Source organism: Anaerolineae bacterium, from assembly GCA_013178165.1.
Lineage (GTDB): Bacteria > Chloroflexota > Anaerolineae > Aggregatilineales > Ch27 > Ch27.
On sequence record JABLXG010000004.1, the window covers coordinates 224,124 to 243,955 of the forward strand.

A 19,832-nucleotide genomic window follows, 5' to 3' on the forward strand; every position below is an offset into this window, starting at 1 on the left:
ACGATACTATGTATAGCATATGTCGAATTATTGTTCAAGTTTGTGTCGGGGAGTCTGAGCAAACGCTCATGTTACGGTGGACGGGAACGCTAGAGATGCTCCTTGATCACCTGCGCCAGTTCCAGGCCGATGCCCGGCACAGCGGCGATCTCTTCGACGGTGGCCTCGCGCAGCTTCTTGATCGATCTGCCGAAGGCATCCAGCAGCAGCTTGCGTCGCCGGGGGCCGATGCCGGGGATGGCTTCCAGCTGGGAGGCCAGGCTCTCCTTAGCACGGCGCTGGCGATGGCTGGTGATGGCGAAGCGGTGGGCCTCATCCCGTACCCGCTGCACCAGGAACAGCGCCGGCGACCGGCGGTTGAGCAGGATGGACTCAGTCCGGCCCGGAACGAAAAGTTCCTCGTTTTGCTTGGCCAGGCCGACAACCGGCACCTGTTCCAGCAGGCCAAAGTCGCCCAGCACTTCTACGGCTACGTTAAGCTGGCCCTTGCCACCGTCGACGATCAACAGATCGGGCAGCAGCCGCCAGGTTTCATCCTGATCCTTCTGGCCGGGGCGGGTCACGGATGGCGTCTCCTGCGCTTCGCGGTAGCGCCGGAAACGGCGGGTCAGCGCCTCCCGCATGGACTGGTAATCGTCCGAACCTTTATGAGCGACCGAGTTGATGTTGAAGCGGCGGTATTCGCCTTTACGCGGCACGCCCTTGACGAACACGACCCGGCTGGCGACGATAGCCGTGCCCTGGGTGGTGCTGATGTCATAGCATTCGATACGGTTGGGAATCTGCGGCAGGCCCAGCGCCTCCTGCAGTTCGCGAAGTGCTCCTTCCTGGCGAACCGTATCGGCCTGCCATTGCACCTTGAGGATGCCCAGCGCTTCGGCGGCGTTGGCGTTGGCCATCTCCACCAGTTCGCGTTTCTGGCCGCGCCTGGGGACGCGCAGGCAGGCGCGCTTGCCCCCGCGCAATCCCTTCAGCCAGCGCTCTAGGACGGCATGACCTTCGATCTCGGTCGGCAGCATGATCTCCGGCGGAACAAAAGCGGCGCGATCGTAGAACTGCTGGACGAAGCTCTCGATCACAGCAGCCATATCTTCTTCCAGCACGTTTTCCATCGGGAAGCTCTCCCGCCCGATCAGTTTGCCCTGGCGGATGAAAAAGACCTGCACCAGGGCGTCGCCGTTGGAGGAGGCAAAACCGATCACATCCTGGTCAGGACCGCCGACGTTGATCACCTTGCGGCTTTCGATCAGGCTGCTGATCGCCCGGATCTGGTCGCGGTAGCGGGCGGCGCGTTCGAACTGCAGTGCTTCCGCCGCGCTGTGCATCCGTTGTTCCAGATCGCGCAGCACTTCATCCGAGTGGCCTTCCAGAAAGTGCATGAGTTGCCCGATCATGGCCCGGTACTCTTCCTGGTTGACCGCGCCGATGCACGGGCCGGTACACAGCTTGATGTCGTAGTACAGGCAGGCACGCGGATCTTTGCCGGTGATCTCCCGGTCACAGGTCAGGTAGGGGAAGATGCGACGCAACACGTCCAGCGTCTCGCGGATGCTCCGGGCGTTGAACGGCCCAAAGTAACGCGAACCATCCTGCACCATGCGCCGGGTGAATTCGACCGTAGGGAAGGGGGCGGCCCAGGTGACCTTGATGTAGGGATACTGCTTGTCGTCCTTGAGGGCAATGTTGTAGTGGGGCCGGTAACGCTTGATCAGCGTGTTTTCCAGCCGCAGGGCCTCCAGTTCGCCCTCCTCGTCAAGGGGATCATCGCCGGTGACGATGAATTCGATGTCGGCGACCTGGTCGCGCAGGCGGCGGGTTTTCTCGTCAGTGACGCTGCGGTGGAAGTAGCTGCGTACCCGGTTGTACAGCTCTTTGGACTTGCCGACATAAACAACCGTCCCGCTGGCATCTTTCATCAGGTAGACGCCAGGCTTGTGCGGCAGGTTATCCAGGATGCGCTGCAGGTAAGCGGAAATCTCCATAGGCATCACCCGGCATCAGCCGTGGTGTTGATCAGCGAGTTGCATTAACCAGGCGCGAGTCTGAGCCGGGGAGTGCAGCCGCGCCACGTGCAGGTGGGCGTGCTCCGGCTGTTCGAACAGGATCGGGTACTGCCTGCGGCGGCGATGGTAGGTCTTGAGCATCCACAGGATGATCGAGTCGCGGCTGAACAGGGTGCGCAGCGATTCGCGGTTGGTCCCCCACAATACTTCACGGGTGGCGATGCGCCGCAGCGTGCGCCGCAGCAACTGGCGGAAAATGGTGAGGAACGGATAGTCCAGCCAGATAATTGTGTCCGCCTGCCGCCAGAGCAGGTCACAGACCTCGCTGTAGTTGCCGTCGGCCACCCAGCGATCAGCTGCAATTGCCCCGGCCAGCCGGGTGCGGAAAGTCTCCAGAGGGACTTCCTGCCAGCCCGGCGCCCAGTGCAGTGCGTCTAGCTCAATATGGGGGCAGCCGAGCCGAGCGGCCAGCTCTGCCGCTATCGTGGTTTTGCCGCTGCCTGTGGTGCCGACGACAACGATCCGCTGCATGGCGTAAGCCCCAAATAGCGCACCGTACCCCGGTGCGGCTATTGTAACGTACGCGGGCGAGCGGCTCAATTGTTCGGTGGGCGTTCAGCCACAGTAGTTACAGGGCCGGTAATCAGGATCGAGGGCGTAGATGGTCAGCCGCGGGCGGCCAGAGGCGTGGCGGATCGTCGCGCTGATGACCCCCGGTGTGTGATCGGGGGCGTAAGGCAGATCTTCCAGCACGACGAACACACCCGGCGCACGGCTGGACTCCATGAGCGCCTGCAGCGCCGGGATATCCTCGCCGTTGGGGTTGACGCGCGGACACTCGACTGGGAAGTCGTCCAGGCTCAGGTAGCGCAACCCCTGGCAATTGGCCATGATGCCGATTACGCGGGTAGCGCCATGCGCCAGCAGCGCCCAGCGGGCTTCCGCCAGGCCGAAGCCAGAGCCATCGCCGCTGATGTATTCACCGGCGGTGGCCGGGTGGAGCGGCAGGCGGTCAGGCTGGCGGGCTGCTGTGACGGCGAAAGGCAGCCAGACCATCAGGCCCCAGGCCACGATTCCTGCAGCGATCAGCAGGGCTATGCTCCGGGACCTGCCCCGAATGATGTCCGCCAGACCGACTGCACCGATCAGCAGCAGAAGGGTTACTGGCGTTTCGTAAAAACGTGTGCTTTGCCGGGCGCTCAGGGCGATGATCATGGCTGGTACTACCAGGCATAGGGGCAGGAAGAACTTGCGTCGGATGAGTAGGTAGAGCAGGCCCAACCCGCATACGGCAACCACCCCCGGACTGAGGAAGATGGCGGCGGTGTCGGTCATCAGACTCAGGTTGGCGACCAGAGTTGGTAGCAGGCCAGAGAGTGGATCGGGGTTGTGATGGCCAAACAGGCCGAAGTAGTCGTAGCCCAGGGCGCGCAGGCCCAACCCGAAGGCAGCAGTCAGACCCAACAGTGTGCCGAGCGCGATCAGCAGCCAGCGCGCCCGCGCCTGCCTGCTGTGGCGGCCCCGGCCGAGTGTCAGGACGGCGGCCAGCGGGATGCCATAGTAGGGCAGGGCGGTTACTTTGAATCCCAGCGCAGTGAAGAGCGCCAGCCCACTCAGGATGGCATCGCCGGTGGCTGCTCGTCGCACCAGCCGGAAGGCGAAGTACAGGCCGATAGCCACTGTCGAAGCTGCCAGGGTATCGGCCATGGCCATCCGGTTGAAAAAGTGATGGTAGGGGCTGAACAGGAGCAGTAATCCGGCGAAGAGCGCGCCGTGTCTACCTGCTGCCAGGCGGGCGCTGCTAATGATGGCCGCATAGCCGGGTAGCAGCGCCAGAAGGGTCATCACCCGCGCTAGCCAGAGTCCGCCGCTACGTTCCGGCTGGACCAGCGCATAAAGGCCGGTTGTCAGCAGACGGCCCTCGTCAGCGTGGATGAATGGCGAGATCACCCGCTGCTCCTCGGCATAGTGCAGATGTACACCTTCATCAATGAAGGGTGGGAAGGCGCCTAGCACGATCAGACGTGCAGCCCATAAGGCCAGAACAAGCAGGGCAGCCAGCGTAGCGGTTTGCTTGCGGAGTGGCGCGAGCATGGGCATTCCCCTCTAGCACGTGGACAAGGATCGCTATGTCTATTGTATCCGGTCTGGTGGGATGTGCTGTCTGGAGGCGGGGTGGTATGATTGACGGTTGGAGAGGATGGGATTTGTGGAACGGAACGAAAGAGCCGAGGCACACGTTCCGGTGCTGCTGGAGGCTGTTCTGGCGATGCTGGCCGTCCCGCCTGGCGCAACGATCATCGACGCCACGGTGGGTGCGGGTGGCCATGCGGTGGCTTTGCTGGAGGCCGCCGGGCCAGCTGGCCGGCTGCTGGGCATCGACCGCGATCAGGCAGCCCTGGCGCTGGCCGCCAGGCGGCTGGCCCCTTTCGCCGGGCAGGTGACGCTCGCCCATGCGCCGTTCGATACGCTGGCGCAACAGGCCACCACTGCGGGAATCACCGCCGCCGATGCTATCCTGTTCGATGTGGGTGTGTCGTCGATGCATCTGGACGATCCGGCGCGTGGTTTTTCGTTCGCTCAGGATGGGCCGCTGGATATGCGCATGGATCCGAGCGACGATGGGCCAACCGCCGCTGAGATCGTCAACATGCTGGATGAGGGCGAGCTGGCCGATTTGATCTGGCGCTATGGGGAAGATCGGCTGGCCCGCCAGATCGCAAGGGCAATTGTGCGCAGCCGGCCGCTGACGCGTACGGCTGAACTGGCCGCTGTGGTGGCGGCTGTCTATCCAAAACACCGCCGGGAGAAGATTCATCCGGCGACGCGCACCTTTCAGGCGCTGCGCATTGCTGTCAATGACGAACTTGGGATGCTGGAACGGGCACTGCCGCAGGCCGTTGCCCTGCTGCGACCGGGCGGGCGGCTGGCGGTGATCAGCTTTCACAGCCTGGAAGATCGGATTGTCAAGCAGTATTTCCGGCGGGCGGCGGCGGATTGCGTCTGCCCGCCGGGGCAACCAGTCTGCACGTGCCGCCACCGGGCAGAAGTGCGGGAAATCACGCGCAGGCCAGTGACTGCCGATGCGGCAGAAGTGGCCCGCAACCCGCGCAGCCGCAGTGCCCGCTTGCGCGTGGTGGAAAAGTTGTGAAGCAGTGGGGCGCGTGCTACCCGCCTGGTATCGGCTGGTGCAGCCGGCCTATGTGGTGGAGCGGGATTATGCATTATAGTAATGAGCGGTGTGGATTGTGAGCCAGTGTTGACCCGGAACGATGAGCCAGAATAACCTCTCCAACCGTATTCAGCATACTTTGCGCAGCGCGCCCTGGCGTCGCCAGTCGCAACTGGCGGCGATCATCGCTCTGGCCCTGATCGTGGCGATCATCATTGGCGCTTTGTATCTGGCCCAGGTCACTACGATCTCGACTACCGGCCGCCAGAATGAGGAACTCCGCGCCTACCGCGATCGGCTGGTGCGCGAGAACGAGCAACTGCGGGCCGAGATCGCCGAACTGCGCAGCGTCCCGCGTCTTTTGCAGCGGGCGCAGGAGATGGGCTTCACGTATGCCGGCAGCGAAGAGATCGAGTACCTGATTGTGGCGGGGTATATGCCACAGCAACCGGCCAGCGTTGCGCCGCTACAGGCGCAGGAAGCGCCATTGCCGGTCTACGACGAAACGTTTTCCGGCTGGCTGGAACAGCAATGGGCGGAGCTGGTGGCGCAGTTCGAAGCGTGGGCCAGGGCCAGCCGCGGCCCCGCTGCCCAGACGGGGGAGTAGGCGATGAACCATCCGGAGATATTCCGGCGCCGTCTGCAAGTCGTGGCTGCAGCGTTGGTTGTTGTTAGCGTCTTTCTGGTGGTGCGGCTGGCGACCATTCAGTTCCAGCTGGACCCGGAGGCGCTGGCCTACTTTCAGGGGCAGACTCGCCAGTACCGGCGACTGGTTGAATACCTGCCGACCCGCGGGCAAATCTACGATCGCGACGGTGAGCTATTCGCCGTCAATCAACTGCAGTACGCCATCGGAGCTAACCCACCGCTGATCACTGATAAGGTGGGCGCGGCGCGGCAACTGGCGGTGGCGCTCAACGGCGACGAACTGGCGATTTACGAAGCGCTGACCTCTGACCGGCCCTGGGTGCAGATCGCCCGGCCGGTCAGCGCGGCGGTCGGCCAGGCGGTGCAGGACCTGGGCATCTTTGGCGTCGAGATTTCGCCCATCCCTTCCCGCGCCTATCCGCAGGGTATGCTGGGCGCACAGGTGATCGGGTTTGTGGGCGGCGATCAGCGCGGCAATTTCGGCGTGGAAGGCGCGTACCAGCGCGAACTGGCCGGTGAGAGCCTGGTCGAAGAAGAGAGCGCCATCCCGTTCGAGGTTTCCGCGCTGGTGACTCCCCGGCACGGGCGCGACCTGGTGCTGACCCTGGATCGGGATGTCCAGTTCCTGGCGGAAGCGGAGTTGATGCGTGCCATCGACGTGACCGGGGCGGAGCGTGGTACGATCCTGATCATGAACCCGCGCACCGGGGCCATTCTGGCGATGGCCAACTTTCCTTCGTATGACCCCAATATCTACTACGAAGTGGACAACCCGCGGCTGTTTCAGAACGCGGCGATCAGCGAGCAGTACGAGCCGGGATCGGTCTTTAAGATCGTGACTCTGGCGGCGGGGATCGAGGAAGGGGTCATCCTGCCGGGCAGTACGTATAACGACCAGGCCAGCATGGAGTGCGGCGGGATCACGATCTGGAACTGGGATCGCGCCTCTCACGGCCTGATCGACATGACCCAGGTAATGGTGCAATCGCTCAACGTGGGCACGGCAACCGTAGCCCGCGAGATGGGGCCGACTCGCTTCTACCGTATGGTCAAGGCGTTTGGCTTCGGCGAGCCAACCCGCGTTGACCTGCAGGGGGAGGCTGCCGGGACAGTGCCCATGCCGGGCGACACCGTCTGGCAGGAAAGCCAGATTTGCACTAACAGCTTCGGGCAGGGGATCGCCGTGACGCCGTTGCAGATGCTGACGGCGGTCAACGCCATCGCCAATGACGGGTTGATGATGCAGCCGCATGTGGTGCACCAGATCATCGATGGCAAGACGGTCTACACGACCCAGCCCTCGCCGATGGGACGCCCGGTATCTGTCCAGACCGCCCGCATGATCCGCGACATGCTGGTGCAGACCGTGCAGTACGGGACGCCGGACGCGCAGGTGCCCGGCTACACCATCGCTGGCAAGACCGGCACGGCCCAGATTCCCATCCCCGGCGGCTATGAGCAGGACAAGTCAATTGTGTCGTTTGTGGGGTTTCTGCCTGCCGACGACCCTCAGGTGTCTATCCTGATCAAACTGGATCGCCCGCGGGAATACTGGGGCAGTGTGGTTGCTGCGCCCATCTTCGCCCATCTGGTGGAACGGCTGGTGATCCTGCTGGAAATCCCACCGGATAGCGTGCGGCAGGAACTGGCGTCGCAGGGCGGCATACTCGAAGCAGTAGATCGCTAGATCGGATAGCAGCCTATGGTGGGGGATTTGCCTGTTGCATTGACGATGCTCAGCCTGTCCTTCTTGCTGGCGGTGATCTGGGGCGACCCGTTCATCATTGTGCTGAAGCGACTGGGCCTGGGCAAGCGGATTCTGGAGAGCCTGCCGGGAAGCCATCAGGTCAAAGCCGGGACGCCAACATTCGGCGGCATCCTGATCATTGTGCCCGCCGTCTTGCTGACGCTGGCGCTCAACCTGGCCAGTCTGCTCAACCCGGAAATTCGTACCGGCGCCAGTATCCTGATGCCGCTGGGAGTGCTGCTGGGCTACGGGCTGCTGGGTATGCTGGACGACTGGGAAGGGGTGCAGGGCAAGCGCGAGCGCGGGCAAGGCATTTCCGCGCGGGCCAAGCTGGCCGGGCAGGTTGTCCTGGCGCTGGTGGCGGCCACGGTCATGTCCCTGTGGAATGGCGGTTTTCAGCACGCTAACACGGTCTTTCTGCCTTTCATTGGCATCCCGATTTCACTCCCGCCCTGGATCTGGATTCCGGTTGCGGCGTTCATCATTGTGGCGTCTTCCAACGCGATCAACCTGACTGACGGCCTGGATGGGCTGGCCGGGATCATTGCTGCGATGGCCTATGGCACTTACGGCCTGATCGCCTACCTGCAGGGCCAGATCTTCTTGACCCAGTTCTGTTTCATCATCGCCGGGGCCTGCTTTGCCTTCCTGTGGTATAACGCCTTTCCCGCCCAGTTGTTTATGGGCGATACCGGGGCGCTGGCGCTGGGAGCGGCGCTGGGCGTGGTTGCACTGATGACCGGGCAGTGGGCGCTGCTGCCGGTGATCGCCTTTGTGCCGGTGGCGGAAACGCTCAGCGTGGTGGTGCAGATAGCCTATCTGCGGCGCACCGGGCGCAAACTGTTGCGGATGAGTCCGCTGCATCTGCATTACCAGGAAATGGGCTGGAGCGAGGTGCAGGTGGTTCAACGCTTCTGGATCATTGCGCTGGTCGGTTCCATGCTGGGGATTGCCCTGGCGCTGGTTTAGGATGGGTGTTTAGCTGGTGGAAGACGATAGAGGCAGGCGCGTCGTGGCGGATGAGTTGCATGGCAAGCATGTGGTGGTGATAGGCTTCGCCCGGCAGGGGCAGGCACTGGCCCGCTGGCTGCCGGGGATCGGGGCGCGGGTGACCGTCACCGACGCCCGCCCGGAAGAGTCCTTTGGCGAGGTTCTGGCGTCTTACCGCGCTTGCGGCGTGCGTTTTGTCCTGGGCGGGCATCCGCTGAATCTGCTCGATGATGCGGACGTGCTGTGCGTCTCCGGTGGCGTGCCGCTGACGGCGCCGCTGGTGGCGGAAGCATTCCGGTGCGGTGTGCCGGTGACCAATGATGCCCAGTTGTTCATGGCTCGCTGCCCCGCGCAGACCATCGGCATCACTGGCAGCGCCGGCAAGACGACCACAACCTCGCTGGTTGGCGCCATGTGCCGCGCCGCCGGGCGTGTGACACACGTTGGCGGCAATATCGGCGATGTGCTGCTGGATGTGCTGCCTGCTATTCAGCCCTCCGACGTTGTGGTGATGGAGCTGAGCAGCTTCCAGCTTGAACTGATGACGGCCAGCCCGGCCATTGGCGCGATTCTGAATATCACCCCTAATCATCTTGATCGTCACGGGACGCTGGAAGCCTATGCCGCGGCCAAAGCGAACCTGATCCGCTACCAGAAGGCGGACGACCTGGCCATCCTGGGTCGCGACGATCCGGGCGCGGCGGCTCTGGCAGGCGTGGCGCCGGGGCGTGTGGCCTGGTTCAGCGCCCGTGAGGTCGTGGCGGATGGCGCCTATCTCGATGGCGGGCGCCTGACCGTGGTCGGTATGGCCAGCCCTGAGGGCCTCCCGCAGGCCGTGCTACCGCGGGCGGAAGTCCCGCTGCGTGGTGCGCATAACGTTCTTAACGCGCTGGCGGCATGCGCTATCGCCGGGGCGGCGGGCATCCCGCCGGAAACGCTGGCGGCAGCGATCCGGACTTTCCGCAGTGTGGCCCACCGGCTGGAAGTGGTGCGGGTGCGCGACGGTGTCACCTGGGTCAACGATAGCATCGCTACCGCGCCGGAGCGCGTGCTGGCCGCCGTGCGCAGCTATGACGAGCCGCTTGTCCTGCTGCTGGGCGGCAAAGATAAGAACCTGCCCTGGGACGGGCTGATCGACCTGGTAGTGCAAAAGGCGCGGGCGGTGGTCACATTTGGCGCGCACGGGCCGGTAGTGGCCGCGTTGCTGCACCAGGCGCTGGCCCGCGGCGCGGAGGGATTGCTGGCTCCGGAGCGTGTGCGGGAGGCTGTCACGCTGGAGGAGGCGGTGGCGGCGGCAGCAGCGCTGGCCCGCCCTGGCGATGTGGTGTTGCTCTCGCCTGGCGGCACCAGTTATGACGCTTATCGCGATTTTGAGGAGCGCGGCGCGCACTTCCGGGCGCTGGTCAACGCGCTCTAGGAGTGCTGGTTGGCGAGCAGGATTTGTCTGTCGGCTATAGAATACCTGCACAGGTTGACAATCAAGGACAGCACGCATGGCGACCATGCCACAGTTCTTTGAGGACAAAGCGCCACCCCCTGATTCGGCGCGCATTGCTGAGCGTAAGAAGCTCTTCCGCGCCCGGATTGACCTGTACCTGGTGCTGGTGGTGGGTATCCTGCTGGCGATCGGGCTGATGATGGTCTTCAGCACCACGTTCGACTGGAGCTACCAGACTTACGGCGATCCCTCCGTGATCTTCATGCGGCAGGTGCGGTCGATGGCGCTGGGGGGGGTGGTGACGCTTCTGCTGGCGTTGATCGATTACCGGATATGGAAGAGGTTCGCTCTGTGGATGATGCTGGTAGTGATCGCGCTGCTGATCGCGCTGCTGATGACCGCGCCGGAGGTGTTTGGCGCGCAGCGCGCTTTCATCAACGGCTCGCTCCAGCCCGGCGAGGTGGCCCAGCTGGTGACCATCATTTACATGGCGGCCTGGCTTTCCGCCAAGCAGAGCAAAATCCGCCGCATTAGCTACGGCCTGATCCCATTTTCGATTCTGATCGGCTCGGTGGGCGGGCTGATTGTACTCCAGCCGGACCTGAGTACCGCATCGCTGATTCTGATTACGGCGGTGACAATGTTCTTCCTGGCTGGCGCGGATTTGTTGCAGATGGGTATTATCGGGCTGTTCATGGGGGGGATAGGCTACCTGTTTGCCATGCAGATCAGCTACGCCGGGTCGCGTCTGGCTTCGTACCTGGCGAGTACGACCGATCTGACCAAGGCCAGCTATCATGTCCAGCAGGCGGTGATCGCCTTCCTGAATGGTGGGTTAACCGGCGTTGGGCTGGGCGAGAGCTACCAGAAGTTTGGCTTTTTGCCTGCGCCACATACGGATAGCATTTTCGCTGTGCTGGCGGAAGAACTGGGGTTGCTCGGTTGTATCCTGGTGGCGGGGTTGTTTGTGGTGCTGGCGGTGCGCGGCTACCGGATCGCCCGTGGAGCGCCGGATAGCTTCGGGGCGTTGCTGGCCGCCGGGGTCACCACATGGATTGTCGTGGAAGCGCTGCTGAACATCGCTGTGATGACAGCGGTGTTGCCGTTCAGCGGTGTGCCGCTGCCGTTTATCAGCTTTGGCGGTTCGGCGCTGGTGACTTCGATGGCGGGTGTGGGCCTGCTGCTGAGCATCTCCCGTGTGACGGCGCGCGAATCGGTACCGGAACGGAGAGCGCATGCGGATCCTGATCTCAGCCGGGGGGACCGGGGGCGGAGTGTACCCCGCGTTCGCCGTGGCAGAGGCGCTGCAACAGGGCGCTGACGATCTGCCGCCGGTGACGCTGTTCTTTGTGGGCGGCGTGGGCGCTGGCGGGATGGAACCGGAACTGATCGCCCGCAGCGGGATCGTCTGGCAACGGGTGGTGTACATCCAGGGCGGACCGATCCATGGGGTCAGCCCGGCGCGGCTGGCGGTCAGCGCGGCGAAGCTGGCGGTGGGGTTTATCCAGGCACTGGGGCTGGTGATGCGCTGGCGACCGGAGCGGGTCTTCCTGACCGGTGGTTGGGCCAGCCTGCCGGTCGCCCTGGCGGGCTGGCTGTGGCGCGTACCGGTCTATGCCTTTGTGCCGGATATCGAGCCAGGGCTGACGCTCCGGGTGGCCAGCCGCTTCGCCCGCCGGGTAGCGGCGACTTCCGCCGAGTCCGCCCGTTACTTCCGGGCGGGGCAGGTGGTGGAAACCGGTTACCCGTTGCGGCGGAGCGTGCTGGGAGCTACGCGAGCGGCGGCTGTGACCCACTTCCAGCTGGACAAGGGACGGCGGACGTTGCTGGTCTTCGGCGGGAGCAGCGGCGCGCGCAGCATCAACCGGGCGTTGCTGGCCATTCTGCCTGACCTGCTGGCGGATGAAAACTTGCAGGTGCTGCACATTAGCGGCAAACTCGATTGGCCGGAAGTCAGCGCGGCCCGGGAGCGTTTAGCGCAGGCAGCGCAGAAGCGTTATCATGCCTATGCTTATTTGCATGAGGATATGGGGCTGGCGCTGGCGGCGGCTGACCTGGTGGTAAGCCGGGCAGGGGCCAGTACGCTGGGGGAGTTCCCGCAGTTTGGCCTGCCAGCGATCCTGGTGCCGTATCCGCATGCCTGGCGTTACCAGAAGGTCAATGCGGACTATCTGACATCGCGGGGGGCGGCGATCTGGCTGGCCGACGATCAACTGGCTGAGGCGTTGTATCCGGCGATCCGGCGCCTGCTGGACGATCCGGCGGCGCTGGCGATGATGGGGGAAAAAGCGCGGCAACTGGCCCGCCCGGAAGGCGCCCGCGCGATTGCCCGCCTGCTGGTGAGGGCATGCGAAGTGGAGGGGCGATGATACAACTGTCCACGGTTCTGACAGGCATGATCATCATGTTCGGCATCATCGGTTTTTCGCGCGGGTGGACCAAGGAGATCATCGCCTCAACCGGCATTGTGCTGGCGCTGTTCACCATAGAGCAATTCAAAGCTGTCTTCTTGGAGCCGCTGACCGCTGGCGCTGACCCGGCGCAGAAGTTCTATTTTTACGCGGCTATCCTGCTGATCATCACTTTTTTCGCTTATCAAACGCCGGGACGCTTTGAGCGACGCACCCGTCCCCGGAGAGGCCTGCGTGAAGGCGGTCTTCAGGAGAGCCTGCTGGGGGGTGTGCTGGGGGCCTTCAACGGGTATTTGGTGGCCGGCTCCCTGTGGTACTACATGCGTGTGCTGGGTTACCCCCTCAATCCGAATATCCCGGCTCCCTATGTGGGCACGGTCAGCGAGGCCATGCAGTACAGCCTGCCGCTGGACTGGCTGCTGGAGGGCAATCTGCTGACGTTGCTGGTTGTGATCCTGTTTCTGTTCGTGATTATTGTGCTGATCTAATCGGACGGCCCGGCGCGCCGGCGGGATAGTGGTGCCGTTATGGTCCAACTGGGCTACTTTCTCTGGGCAATGGTGGCTCTGTTCGCGGTGATCGGATTCATCCGCGGTTCGACCCGCGAGATGATCGCCATGGCCGGGATCGTGCTGGGACTGTTTGTGCTTGAGCAGCTCGGCGATGTGATTCTGACTCCGCTGATTGGCAGCGCCCCCCTGGCCCAGCAGTTCTATGTGTATGCTGGCATCCTCACCGTGATCACACTGTTCGCTTATGAGACCCCGGCACGCTTTGAGCGCGGCGAGCGGGCAGAACGCTCCGGACACGACGCCCGCGAGGGCCTGCAGGAGGGTCTTCTGGGGGCGACGATCGGCGGCGTCAACGCCTATCTCTTCTTCGGGTCGCTGTGGTACTACATGGACGTGCTGCACTATCCACTCAGTCCCTCGATCATGGCCCCGCCGCTGAACTCGGCCAGCGCCCAGTTTGTCAACCAGTTGCCGCTGGTGTTCCTGCTGGAAGGCAACCTGCTCACGCTGCTGGTCATTGTCCTGTTCCTGTTTGTAGTCGTTGTGCTGGTCTGAGCCTATGCTGATGCCCGGCCAGCATGTCCATTTTGTCGGGATTGGTGGTAGCGGCCTTTCGGCCATCGCCCGCGTGATGCTCCAGCGCGGCTATCGCGTCTCCGGTTCCGATCGCCAGCTGAACGAGTTGACGGCGGCGCTGGCCCGCGACGGCGCAGTGATCTACGCCGGTCACCGGGCGGAACACATCGGCGACGCTGCGCTGGTGATCATCTCCTCGGCTGTCCCGGCGGATAATCCCGAAGTGCTGGCGGCGCGGGCGCGCGGCCTGCCTGTCCTCAAGCGTAGCGACATTCTGGCGGAATTGATGGCCGGGCAGGTCGGCGTTGCCGTGGCTGGAACGCACGGTAAGACGACAACCACAGCGATGATCGTGCATATCCTGCGGGAGACGGGACGCGATCCCTCGTTCATCGTCGGCGGCGTGGTGCCGGGTGTGGGCACCAACGCCGGGGTGGGCCGGGGGGAGGCGTTTGTCATCGAAGCTGACGAATACGATCATATGTTCCTGGGGTTGCAGCCAACAATCGCCGTGATCACCAATATCGAGCATGACCATCCAGACCTCTTCCCGACTCTGGAGGTATTGACGGAAGATTTCCGCCGCTTTGCCGCGTTGCTTCCAGCGGACGGCCTGCTGATCGCCTGCGCTGACGATCCCGGCGCGGCGAAGCTGGCGGCTGAGCGGCAGTCAGTAGGTGCAGTGGTGACGACCTACGGCCTGGCCAGCCCACAGGCCGACTGGCGTGCTGTAGACGTACAGGCGCGGGGGAAGGGAATGGCCTTCCGCGTGGTACGGGCGGGGCGGGATATCGGCGCCGGGTTGCTGAGCGTGCCGGGCGCTCACAATGTGCAGAATGCCCTGGCAGCGCTGATTGCGGCGATGCGGCTGGGCGTGCCGGAGAAGGATGCGCTGGCAGCGCTGGCAACCTACAGCGGCGCCGGGCGGCGCTTTGAGGTGCGCGGGCAGGCCGGTGGCGTGACTGTGATCGATGATTATGCCCACCACCCGACAGCTATCACCGTGACGCTACGGGCGGCGCGGGCTGCCTATCCGCAGGCGACGATCTGGGCGGTCTGGCAGCCACATACCTTCTCGCGCTTGCGGGCGCTTTTTGACGCTTTCGCCGCAGCCTTTCCGCCGGAAGCCGCCGACCATGTCCTGATCACCGATGTCTATGCCGCGCGGGAGCAGCAGAGCGACGGCCCCGGCATTCCCGAACTGATTGCCCGTATTTCTCATCCAGACGTGCGCCATACACCAACGCTGGACAGCGCCGTCGAGGCGCTGGCAGTGGGGGTGCAACCGGGCGATGTGGTGCTGATCCTCAGCGCCGGTGACGCGCCAACGATCGGCGTCCGCCTGCTGGAGCGACTGCGCCAGGGTCGTTAATAGCGGTCGCTTTCTTTTCCGTCTTTTTGCGGAGGGTCTGGTGGCTGTGGACTACACGCTCCTGGAGGAGCGCTTTGGCGACCGTCTACGGCGGGACGAGCCGCTGGCCCGCCATACGGCGGCCCGGCTGGGCGGCCCGGCGGATGCGCTGGTGGTGGCCCACAACCTGGCCGATCTGATCTTTGCCGCCCGGTTTGCCTGGGAACGGGGTGTGCCGCATCGTATTCTGGGCGGTGGCTCTAATGTGCTGATGGCCGATAGCGGCTTCCGGGGACTGGTCATCATCAACCGGGCAGCGGCGCTGACAATTGGCGCAGACGGCGTCGTCCGGGCGGAAAGCGGAGCCAGCTTGAGTACGGTGGCGCGGCGCTGTATGGCGCGCGGCCTGCGCGGGCTGGAATGGGCGGTCAGCGTGCCGGGTACGATTGGTGGGGCGGCGATCAACAACGCCGGGGCATACGGGGGCGATATGACCGCCTGTGTCCGGGAGGTGGAGGTATACCGCGCGGCGGGGGTGGCTCGTTACGCTGTCGCTGATATGGCCTATGCTTACCGCACTTCGGCACTCAAGGGTATGCAGGAGCCGTACCTGGTGACGACTGTCACGCTTCAGCTGGCGCCTGGCGCTGATCCAGCGGCGCTCAAAGCTCAGGCGGCGGAATACATTGCTCATCGTAAGCGCACACAACCGCCGGGGGCCAGCCTGGGCAGCATCTTCAAGAATCCGCCGGGCGACTACGCTGGACGCCTGATCGAGGCTGCCGGGCTAAAAGGGGCGCGGCGCGGTCAGGTGCAGATCTCAGAGAAGCACGCCAATTTCCTGGTCAACCTGGGCGAAGGCGGCACGGCGACGGACTACCTGGCGCTGATCCGGCTGGCTCAGGAAACCGTCGCGGCCAGGTTCGGTGTGCGGCTGGAACTGGAGATCGAACTGCTGGGCGATTTCAGCACCTGAAACAATGCCTGCCAGCGGTATGAAGTCGTAAATTTCCTGTGAAATCGCCGGGCGGTGGGGTGCGTGCCGCGGCGGGACTTACTTTTTTCACGCTTGGCATATCATGGGATAAGTGGGAAAATAGAGGAACCAGGGGCGCTGGTACAGACTTCGTCTGAGTTTCCGTTGTGATCACTGGCAGGACTGCACGGACAGGTTGGGAATGCTCAGCCTGCCGATGATCGCCTGGCCTGGCTCATCGGCGAGACGCGCTCTAGCGGGCGGGACGAAAGCATTCATGATCGCATCCTCCGATACGGCCAGCAAGTCCCGGCGCAGGCGCCGGGTGCAATCGTCCCATGTGGCGCCACGCGGCCAGCGCGAGCGGGTGGCGCGTCCGGTAGTGCGCCACGTCGAGCCGCTCCCGGTAGTACGGGCGCCAGCGCGTCGTCGGCGTGCAGCGCGGCGGGAGGCGGCAGCCCGGAACGGCGTAAGCGGCGCTGTGGCCATGACGCAGCGGCGCAGCGGCCATCTGGAAGCCATCCTTTCTGCCCGGACGCTCAGCGCGGTCACCGTGGCCAGTTTGCTTGTGGTGCTGTTGATGTTTATCCAGTCGGATGCCTTCTATGTGCACCACATTGAGGTGGGTGGACTGGTCAACCTGACGGCGGAAGAGGTCTTTGCGCTCAGTGGGGTGGCCAATCTGCACCTTTTCTGGGTGGATCCGGCGGAAGTACGGGCGCAGGTGTTGCGCTCGCCGAGTGTGGCGGATGCCGAGGTTCGGGTGGGCTGGCCGCCACACCTGATCCAGATCGAGATTCAGGAGCGCGAACCGGCGCTGATCTGGGAGCAGGCCGGAGTCCGTACCTGGATCGATGTGCGGGGTCGGGTGATGCAGCAGCGGGTGGACCGCACCGATCTGCTGCGGATTGTAGTTGAGGGCAGCGATGCCCCGATCGGCCCGAATGTGGTCATCCCGCAGGATGTGGTGGATGCCGCGCTGCAATTGCGGGAGTTGCTGCCAGACCTGGAAGTCCTGATCTATGACGCTGTGGAAGGGCTGGGCTTTCAGGACCCTCAGGGCTGGCGAGCCTGGCTGGGAACCGGGACAGACATGGCGGCCAAACTCAACGTGTACAACGCCATTGTGGCTGACCTGAATGCGCGGGGCATCTACCCGGAATTCATTGATGTGGGGGATGTAGACGCGCCGTACTACCGCATCTGGTGGCGCGAAGATGAGACCGGTACAGGGCAGTGATCCTCGCCTGTGGGAGCGAGCTGGCGGATTGTTATGGGTGAACTAGTGGTTGGTATCGACGTGGGCACGACCAAAGTGTGCACCATTGTCGGTGAGGTGCGCGAAGAAGATATTCATGTCGTTGGCCTGGGTGTGGAACCGAGCCGCGGCATGCAAAAGGGCGTGGTGACGGACATGAACGCCCTCACGGCAGCGATCTCTTCTTCTGTGCACAAGGCAGAGCGCAGCAGCGGTTACGAGATCGGACGGGCGTTTGTCAGCCTGGCTGGCAGCCAGGTGTCTTCGATCAACAGCCGGGGCGTGGTGGGGATCAGTGGCACGCGCCCGGTAGGGCCGGAGGATGTCACGCGGGCCATCGCTAATGCGCGGGCGATCGCCATCCCGCATAACCGCGAGGTGTTGCACGTTATCCCGCGTACCTACAGCCTGGACGGCAACGAAGGGGTGCGCAGCCCGCTGGGGATGCACGGCTTCCGGCTGGAGGTGGAGACGCACATCATCACCGCCTCGACTTCGACCGTGCAGAACCTGGAAAAATGCGTCGAATCGACCGGCGTCTATGTCGACCGCTTCATCCTTAACCCATTGGCGTCGGGGGATGTGGTGCTTTCGCCCACGGAACGGCAGATGGGCGTGATGGTGGTGGACATCGGCGGGGGCACGACCGACCTGGCAATCTTCATCGAGGGCACTGTCTGGCACACGGCGGTACTGCCCGTGGCCGGTTGGCACATCACCAACGATATTGGCCATGGATTGCGCCTGCCCTTTGAACTGGCGGAAGCGGTCAAGCTGCAGTACGGGCATGCCGACCCGCGTGTCCTGGACTCGGTCGAGTCGTTCGCCGTGCAGCCTTTCGGCGAGGAGTTGCCGAGCAAAGTGCTGCGCTACGACCTGGCGCGGATCATCGGCGCGCGGGTGGAAGAGATTTTCGAGCTGGTGCTGCAGGAAGCCAAACGCTCCGGCTACGACGGCCTGCTGCCCGCGGGCGTGGTGCTCACTGGCGGCAGCACGCTGCTGCCGGGCATCCGCGAAGTGGCCGCGCGGGTAATGCACCTGCCGGTGCGCCTGGCCCAGCCGGAGAAGATCACGGGCATGGCGGACACACTGCGCAGCCCGGCCTATAGCACCAGCGTGGGCCTGTTGCGCCTGGGCCTGGCGATGGACCGCGAAGACCGCCAGTACGCGGATAACGCAGGCGCGGCGCGTTCAGGCTTCAGCCTGGGCAAGATGCTCAGCGGGTTGTTCCGGCGTTTTGTGCCTGAAGACGAGAACAACTAGGGGGACGGGTAGCACTTTTGGACTATTTGGCCTTTTTCAGGGGGTGGCGCAGTTTTGCTGCGCAGCATTTTCGCATACAATAGCACAATAACCCACACGCAGGCCTAACAGGTGGTATCAAGCGCATGGCAACCAGGCGTCTTGATCTGAGGAGGCAGTGATGAGTGATTATGATTTGACCCCCGGTGAGAATTTCGCGCAAATCAAAGTCGTGGGTGTTGGTGGTGGCGGCGGCAATGCCATCAATCGCATGATTGAGGAGGGCATGGGCGGGGTGGATTTTATCTCCATCAATACTGATGCCCAGGCCCTGATGCTCTCCCAGGCCAAGACGCGCGTCCGTATTGGTGATAAGCTGACGCGCGGCCTCGGCGCCGGCGGCAACCCGGAAATCGGGCGCAAAGCGGCGGAAGAAAGCGCCGATGAGCTGTACGAGGTGTTGCGCGGCGCGGATATGGTCTTTATCACCTGTGGCATGGGTGGCGGCACCGGCACTGGCGCAGCGCCGATTGTGGCCCAGGTAGCCAAAGAGCTTGGCTCGCTGACGATTGGCGTCGTCACCCGGCCCTTCTCATTTGAAGGCAAACGGCGCCAGGATGCGGCGGAGGCCGGCATCGAGGCACTCAAGGACCATGTTGACACGCTGATTGTCATCCCTAACGATCGTCTACTGCAGATCGCCGATAAGCGCGCCAGCCTGCAGGACGCCTTCCGGCTGGCTGATGATGTGCTGCGCCAGGGCATCCAGGGCATCTCTGAACTGATCACGGTGCCCGGCCTGATCAACCTGGACTTCGCCGATGTGCGGACGATTATGTCCGAAGGCGGGGCAGCGCTGATGGCGGTCGGCCAGGCCAGCGGCGATGACCGCGCCCGCAAGGCGGCGGAGGCGGCGGTCAGCAGCCAGCTGCTGGATGTCACCATCGATGGCGCACGGGGCATCCTGTTCAATGTGACCGGCGGCACCGGCCTGAGCCTGTTTGAGGTCTATGAGGCGGCGTCGATCATCAAGGATACGGCGCACCCGGATGTCAACCTGATCTTCGGCGCGGTGATCGACCCCAATATGGGTGATTCCGTCCGTATCACGGTCATTGCCACCGGCTTCGAACAGAGCCATGTCGCCCGGCGGCAGGTACAACAGGGCGCTCAGCCGCTGCAAACACCACAGCGTGCCCCGGCTCAACCGGCCCAGCAACAGCCGGCCATGCAGCCTGCGTTGCGCCGGCCCATACAGCCACCACAGCCACCGCAGCAGCAGTCGTCGGTTGACTCCGGTAGCGACTTCTCGTCGTTTGACAGCGGCAATATGGATATCCCGACCTTCCTGCGCAAGCGGTAAGCGCGGCACAACCGGGAGCCGCGCCAGAGTGGGCTGACGCGGTGGCGCCCGGACCATTCTTCATACCTCCTCAGGGACAGGCCCTCCACCCTGTATTTCGGTCTGCGTGCCGGGTGGGGGGCTGCCTGTTTTCTGCCAGGCCGGG

17 protein-coding genes are annotated in these 19,832 nt (G+C 63.8%); 14 read left to right on the forward strand and 3 right to left on the reverse strand.

The genetic code is table 11. The features are described from left to right. Window positions 1-89: 89 nt before the first annotated feature. The 3 genes from uvrC to HPY64_04060 form a co-directional block, all read right to left on the reverse strand. Window positions 90-1,982 carry an excinuclease ABC subunit UvrC gene (gene uvrC / locus HPY64_04050; protein ID NPV66299.1) on the reverse strand — a complete coding sequence of 631 codons (1,893 nt, stop codon included), beginning with the start codon at window positions 1,980-1,982 and terminating at the stop codon, window positions 90-92. 15 nt (window positions 1,983-1,997) lie between these two features. Then, window positions 1,998-2,534: an AAA family ATPase gene (locus tag HPY64_04055; GenBank protein NPV66300.1), complete on the reverse strand. Its 537-nt coding sequence runs from the start codon at window positions 2,532-2,534 to the stop codon at window positions 1,998-2,000. An 84-nt stretch (window positions 2,535-2,618) separates the two neighbouring features. Next, on the reverse strand, window positions 2,619-4,097 hold the full coding sequence (locus HPY64_04060) for a hypothetical protein (GenBank protein NPV66301.1): 1,479 nt from the start codon (window positions 4,095-4,097) through the stop codon (window positions 2,619-2,621). A 106-nt stretch (window positions 4,098-4,203) separates the two neighbouring features. Here HPY64_04060 and rsmH point away from each other — a divergent pair, with 106 nt between their 5' ends. The 14 genes from rsmH (at window position 4,204) to ftsZ (ending at window position 19,687) form a co-directional block, all read left to right on the forward strand. After that, complete coding sequence (rsmH, locus tag HPY64_04065; GenBank protein NPV66302.1) at window positions 4,204-5,154, forward strand: 16S rRNA (cytosine(1402)-N(4))-methyltransferase RsmH; 951 nt, start codon at window positions 4,204-4,206, stop codon at window positions 5,152-5,154. Between the two features lie 121 nt (window positions 5,155-5,275). Beyond that, window positions 5,276-5,782: a hypothetical protein gene (locus tag HPY64_04070; GenBank protein NPV66303.1), complete on the forward strand. Its 507-nt coding sequence runs from the start codon at window positions 5,276-5,278 to the stop codon at window positions 5,780-5,782. Between the two features lie 3 nt (window positions 5,783-5,785). Further along, window positions 5,786-7,510: a penicillin-binding protein 2 gene (locus tag HPY64_04075; protein NPV66304.1), complete on the forward strand. Its 1,725-nt coding sequence runs from the start codon at window positions 5,786-5,788 to the stop codon at window positions 7,508-7,510. Window positions 7,511-7,528: 18 nt separating this feature from the next. Next, window positions 7,529-8,539, forward strand: coding sequence for a phospho-N-acetylmuramoyl-pentapeptide-transferase (locus HPY64_04080; GenBank protein NPV66305.1), 1,011 nt, complete (start codon window positions 7,529-7,531; stop codon window positions 8,537-8,539). Window positions 8,540-8,555: 16 nt separating this feature from the next. Further along, on the forward strand, window positions 8,556-9,977 hold the full coding sequence (murD, locus tag HPY64_04085; protein ID NPV66306.1) for a UDP-N-acetylmuramoyl-L-alanine--D-glutamate ligase: 1,422 nt from the start codon (window positions 8,556-8,558) through the stop codon (window positions 9,975-9,977). 76 nt (window positions 9,978-10,053) lie between these two features. Next, window positions 10,054-11,319, forward strand: a complete 1,266-nt coding sequence (locus HPY64_04090) for a cell division protein FtsW (protein ID NPV66307.1) — start codon at window positions 10,054-10,056, stop codon at window positions 11,317-11,319. Then, window positions 11,273-12,367, forward strand: a complete 1,095-nt coding sequence (locus tag HPY64_04095; protein ID NPV66308.1) for a UDP-N-acetylglucosamine--N-acetylmuramyl-(pentapeptide) pyrophosphoryl-undecaprenol N-acetylglucosamine transferase — start codon at window positions 11,273-11,275, stop codon at window positions 12,365-12,367. Before HPY64_04090 ends, HPY64_04095 begins: the two co-directional genes overlap by 47 nt. After that, window positions 12,364-12,897, forward strand: a complete 534-nt coding sequence (locus HPY64_04100) for a hypothetical protein (GenBank protein NPV66309.1) — start codon at window positions 12,364-12,366, stop codon at window positions 12,895-12,897. The genes HPY64_04095 and HPY64_04100 overlap by 4 nt, the downstream gene beginning before the upstream one ends. Before the next feature lie 39 nt (window positions 12,898-12,936). Continuing rightward, window positions 12,937-13,476 (forward strand): hypothetical protein, encoded by a 540-nt coding sequence (locus HPY64_04105; GenBank protein NPV66310.1) that lies wholly within the window; start codon window positions 12,937-12,939, stop codon window positions 13,474-13,476. A 4-nt stretch (window positions 13,477-13,480) separates the two neighbouring features. Next, on the forward strand, window positions 13,481-14,869 hold the full coding sequence (locus tag HPY64_04110) for a UDP-N-acetylmuramate--L-alanine ligase (protein ID NPV66311.1): 1,389 nt from the start codon (window positions 13,481-13,483) through the stop codon (window positions 14,867-14,869). A 40-nt stretch (window positions 14,870-14,909) separates the two neighbouring features. Then, window positions 14,910-15,824, forward strand: coding sequence for a UDP-N-acetylmuramate dehydrogenase (gene murB / locus HPY64_04115; GenBank protein NPV66312.1), 915 nt, complete (start codon window positions 14,910-14,912; stop codon window positions 15,822-15,824). A gap of 277 nt (window positions 15,825-16,101) precedes the next feature. Beyond that, window positions 16,102-17,064 carry an FtsQ-type POTRA domain-containing protein gene (locus HPY64_04120; GenBank protein ID NPV66313.1) on the forward strand — a complete coding sequence of 321 codons (963 nt, stop codon included), beginning with the start codon at window positions 16,102-16,104 and terminating at the stop codon, window positions 17,062-17,064. Between the two features lie 33 nt (window positions 17,065-17,097). Continuing rightward, complete coding sequence (gene ftsA, locus HPY64_04125) at window positions 17,098-18,345, forward strand: cell division protein FtsA (GenBank protein NPV66314.1); 1,248 nt, start codon at window positions 17,098-17,100, stop codon at window positions 18,343-18,345. A 160-nt stretch (window positions 18,346-18,505) separates the two neighbouring features. Continuing rightward, entirely contained in the window at window positions 18,506-19,687 is a 1,182-nt protein-coding gene (gene ftsZ / locus HPY64_04130; protein ID NPV66315.1) for a cell division protein FtsZ, read from the forward strand. Window positions 19,688-19,832: the final 145 nt, after the last annotated feature.

Excerpts from the sequence above, each read along its gene's own strand:
- uvrC (NPV66299.1), bottom strand. The coding sequence starts at position 1,982 with ATGGAGATTTCCGCTTACCTGCAGCGCATCCTGGATAACCTGCCGCAC.
- HPY64_04055 (NPV66300.1), bottom strand. The coding sequence starts at position 2,534 with ATGCAGCGGATCGTTGTCGTCGGCACCACAGGCAGCGGCAAAACCACG.
- HPY64_04060 (NPV66301.1), bottom strand. The coding sequence starts at position 4,097 with ATGCTCGCGCCACTCCGCAAGCAAACCGCTACGCTGGCTGCCCTGCTT.
- rsmH (NPV66302.1), top strand. The coding sequence starts at position 4,204 with ATGGGATTTGTGGAACGGAACGAAAGAGCCGAGGCACACGTTCCGGTG.
- HPY64_04070 (NPV66303.1), top strand. The coding sequence starts at position 5,276 with ATGAGCCAGAATAACCTCTCCAACCGTATTCAGCATACTTTGCGCAGC.
- HPY64_04075 (NPV66304.1), top strand. The coding sequence starts at position 5,786 with ATGAACCATCCGGAGATATTCCGGCGCCGTCTGCAAGTCGTGGCTGCA.
- HPY64_04090 (NPV66307.1), top strand. The coding sequence starts at position 10,054 with ATGGCGACCATGCCACAGTTCTTTGAGGACAAAGCGCCACCCCCTGAT.
- HPY64_04100 (NPV66309.1), top strand. The coding sequence starts at position 12,364 with ATGATACAACTGTCCACGGTTCTGACAGGCATGATCATCATGTTCGGC.
- HPY64_04105 (NPV66310.1), top strand. The coding sequence starts at position 12,937 with ATGGTCCAACTGGGCTACTTTCTCTGGGCAATGGTGGCTCTGTTCGCG.
- HPY64_04110 (NPV66311.1), top strand. The coding sequence starts at position 13,481 with ATGCTGATGCCCGGCCAGCATGTCCATTTTGTCGGGATTGGTGGTAGC.
- HPY64_04120 (NPV66313.1), top strand. The coding sequence starts at position 16,102 with ATGATCGCATCCTCCGATACGGCCAGCAAGTCCCGGCGCAGGCGCCGG.
- ftsA (NPV66314.1), top strand. The coding sequence starts at position 17,098 with ATGGGTGAACTAGTGGTTGGTATCGACGTGGGCACGACCAAAGTGTGC.
- ftsZ (NPV66315.1), top strand. The coding sequence starts at position 18,506 with ATGAGTGATTATGATTTGACCCCCGGTGAGAATTTCGCGCAAATCAAA.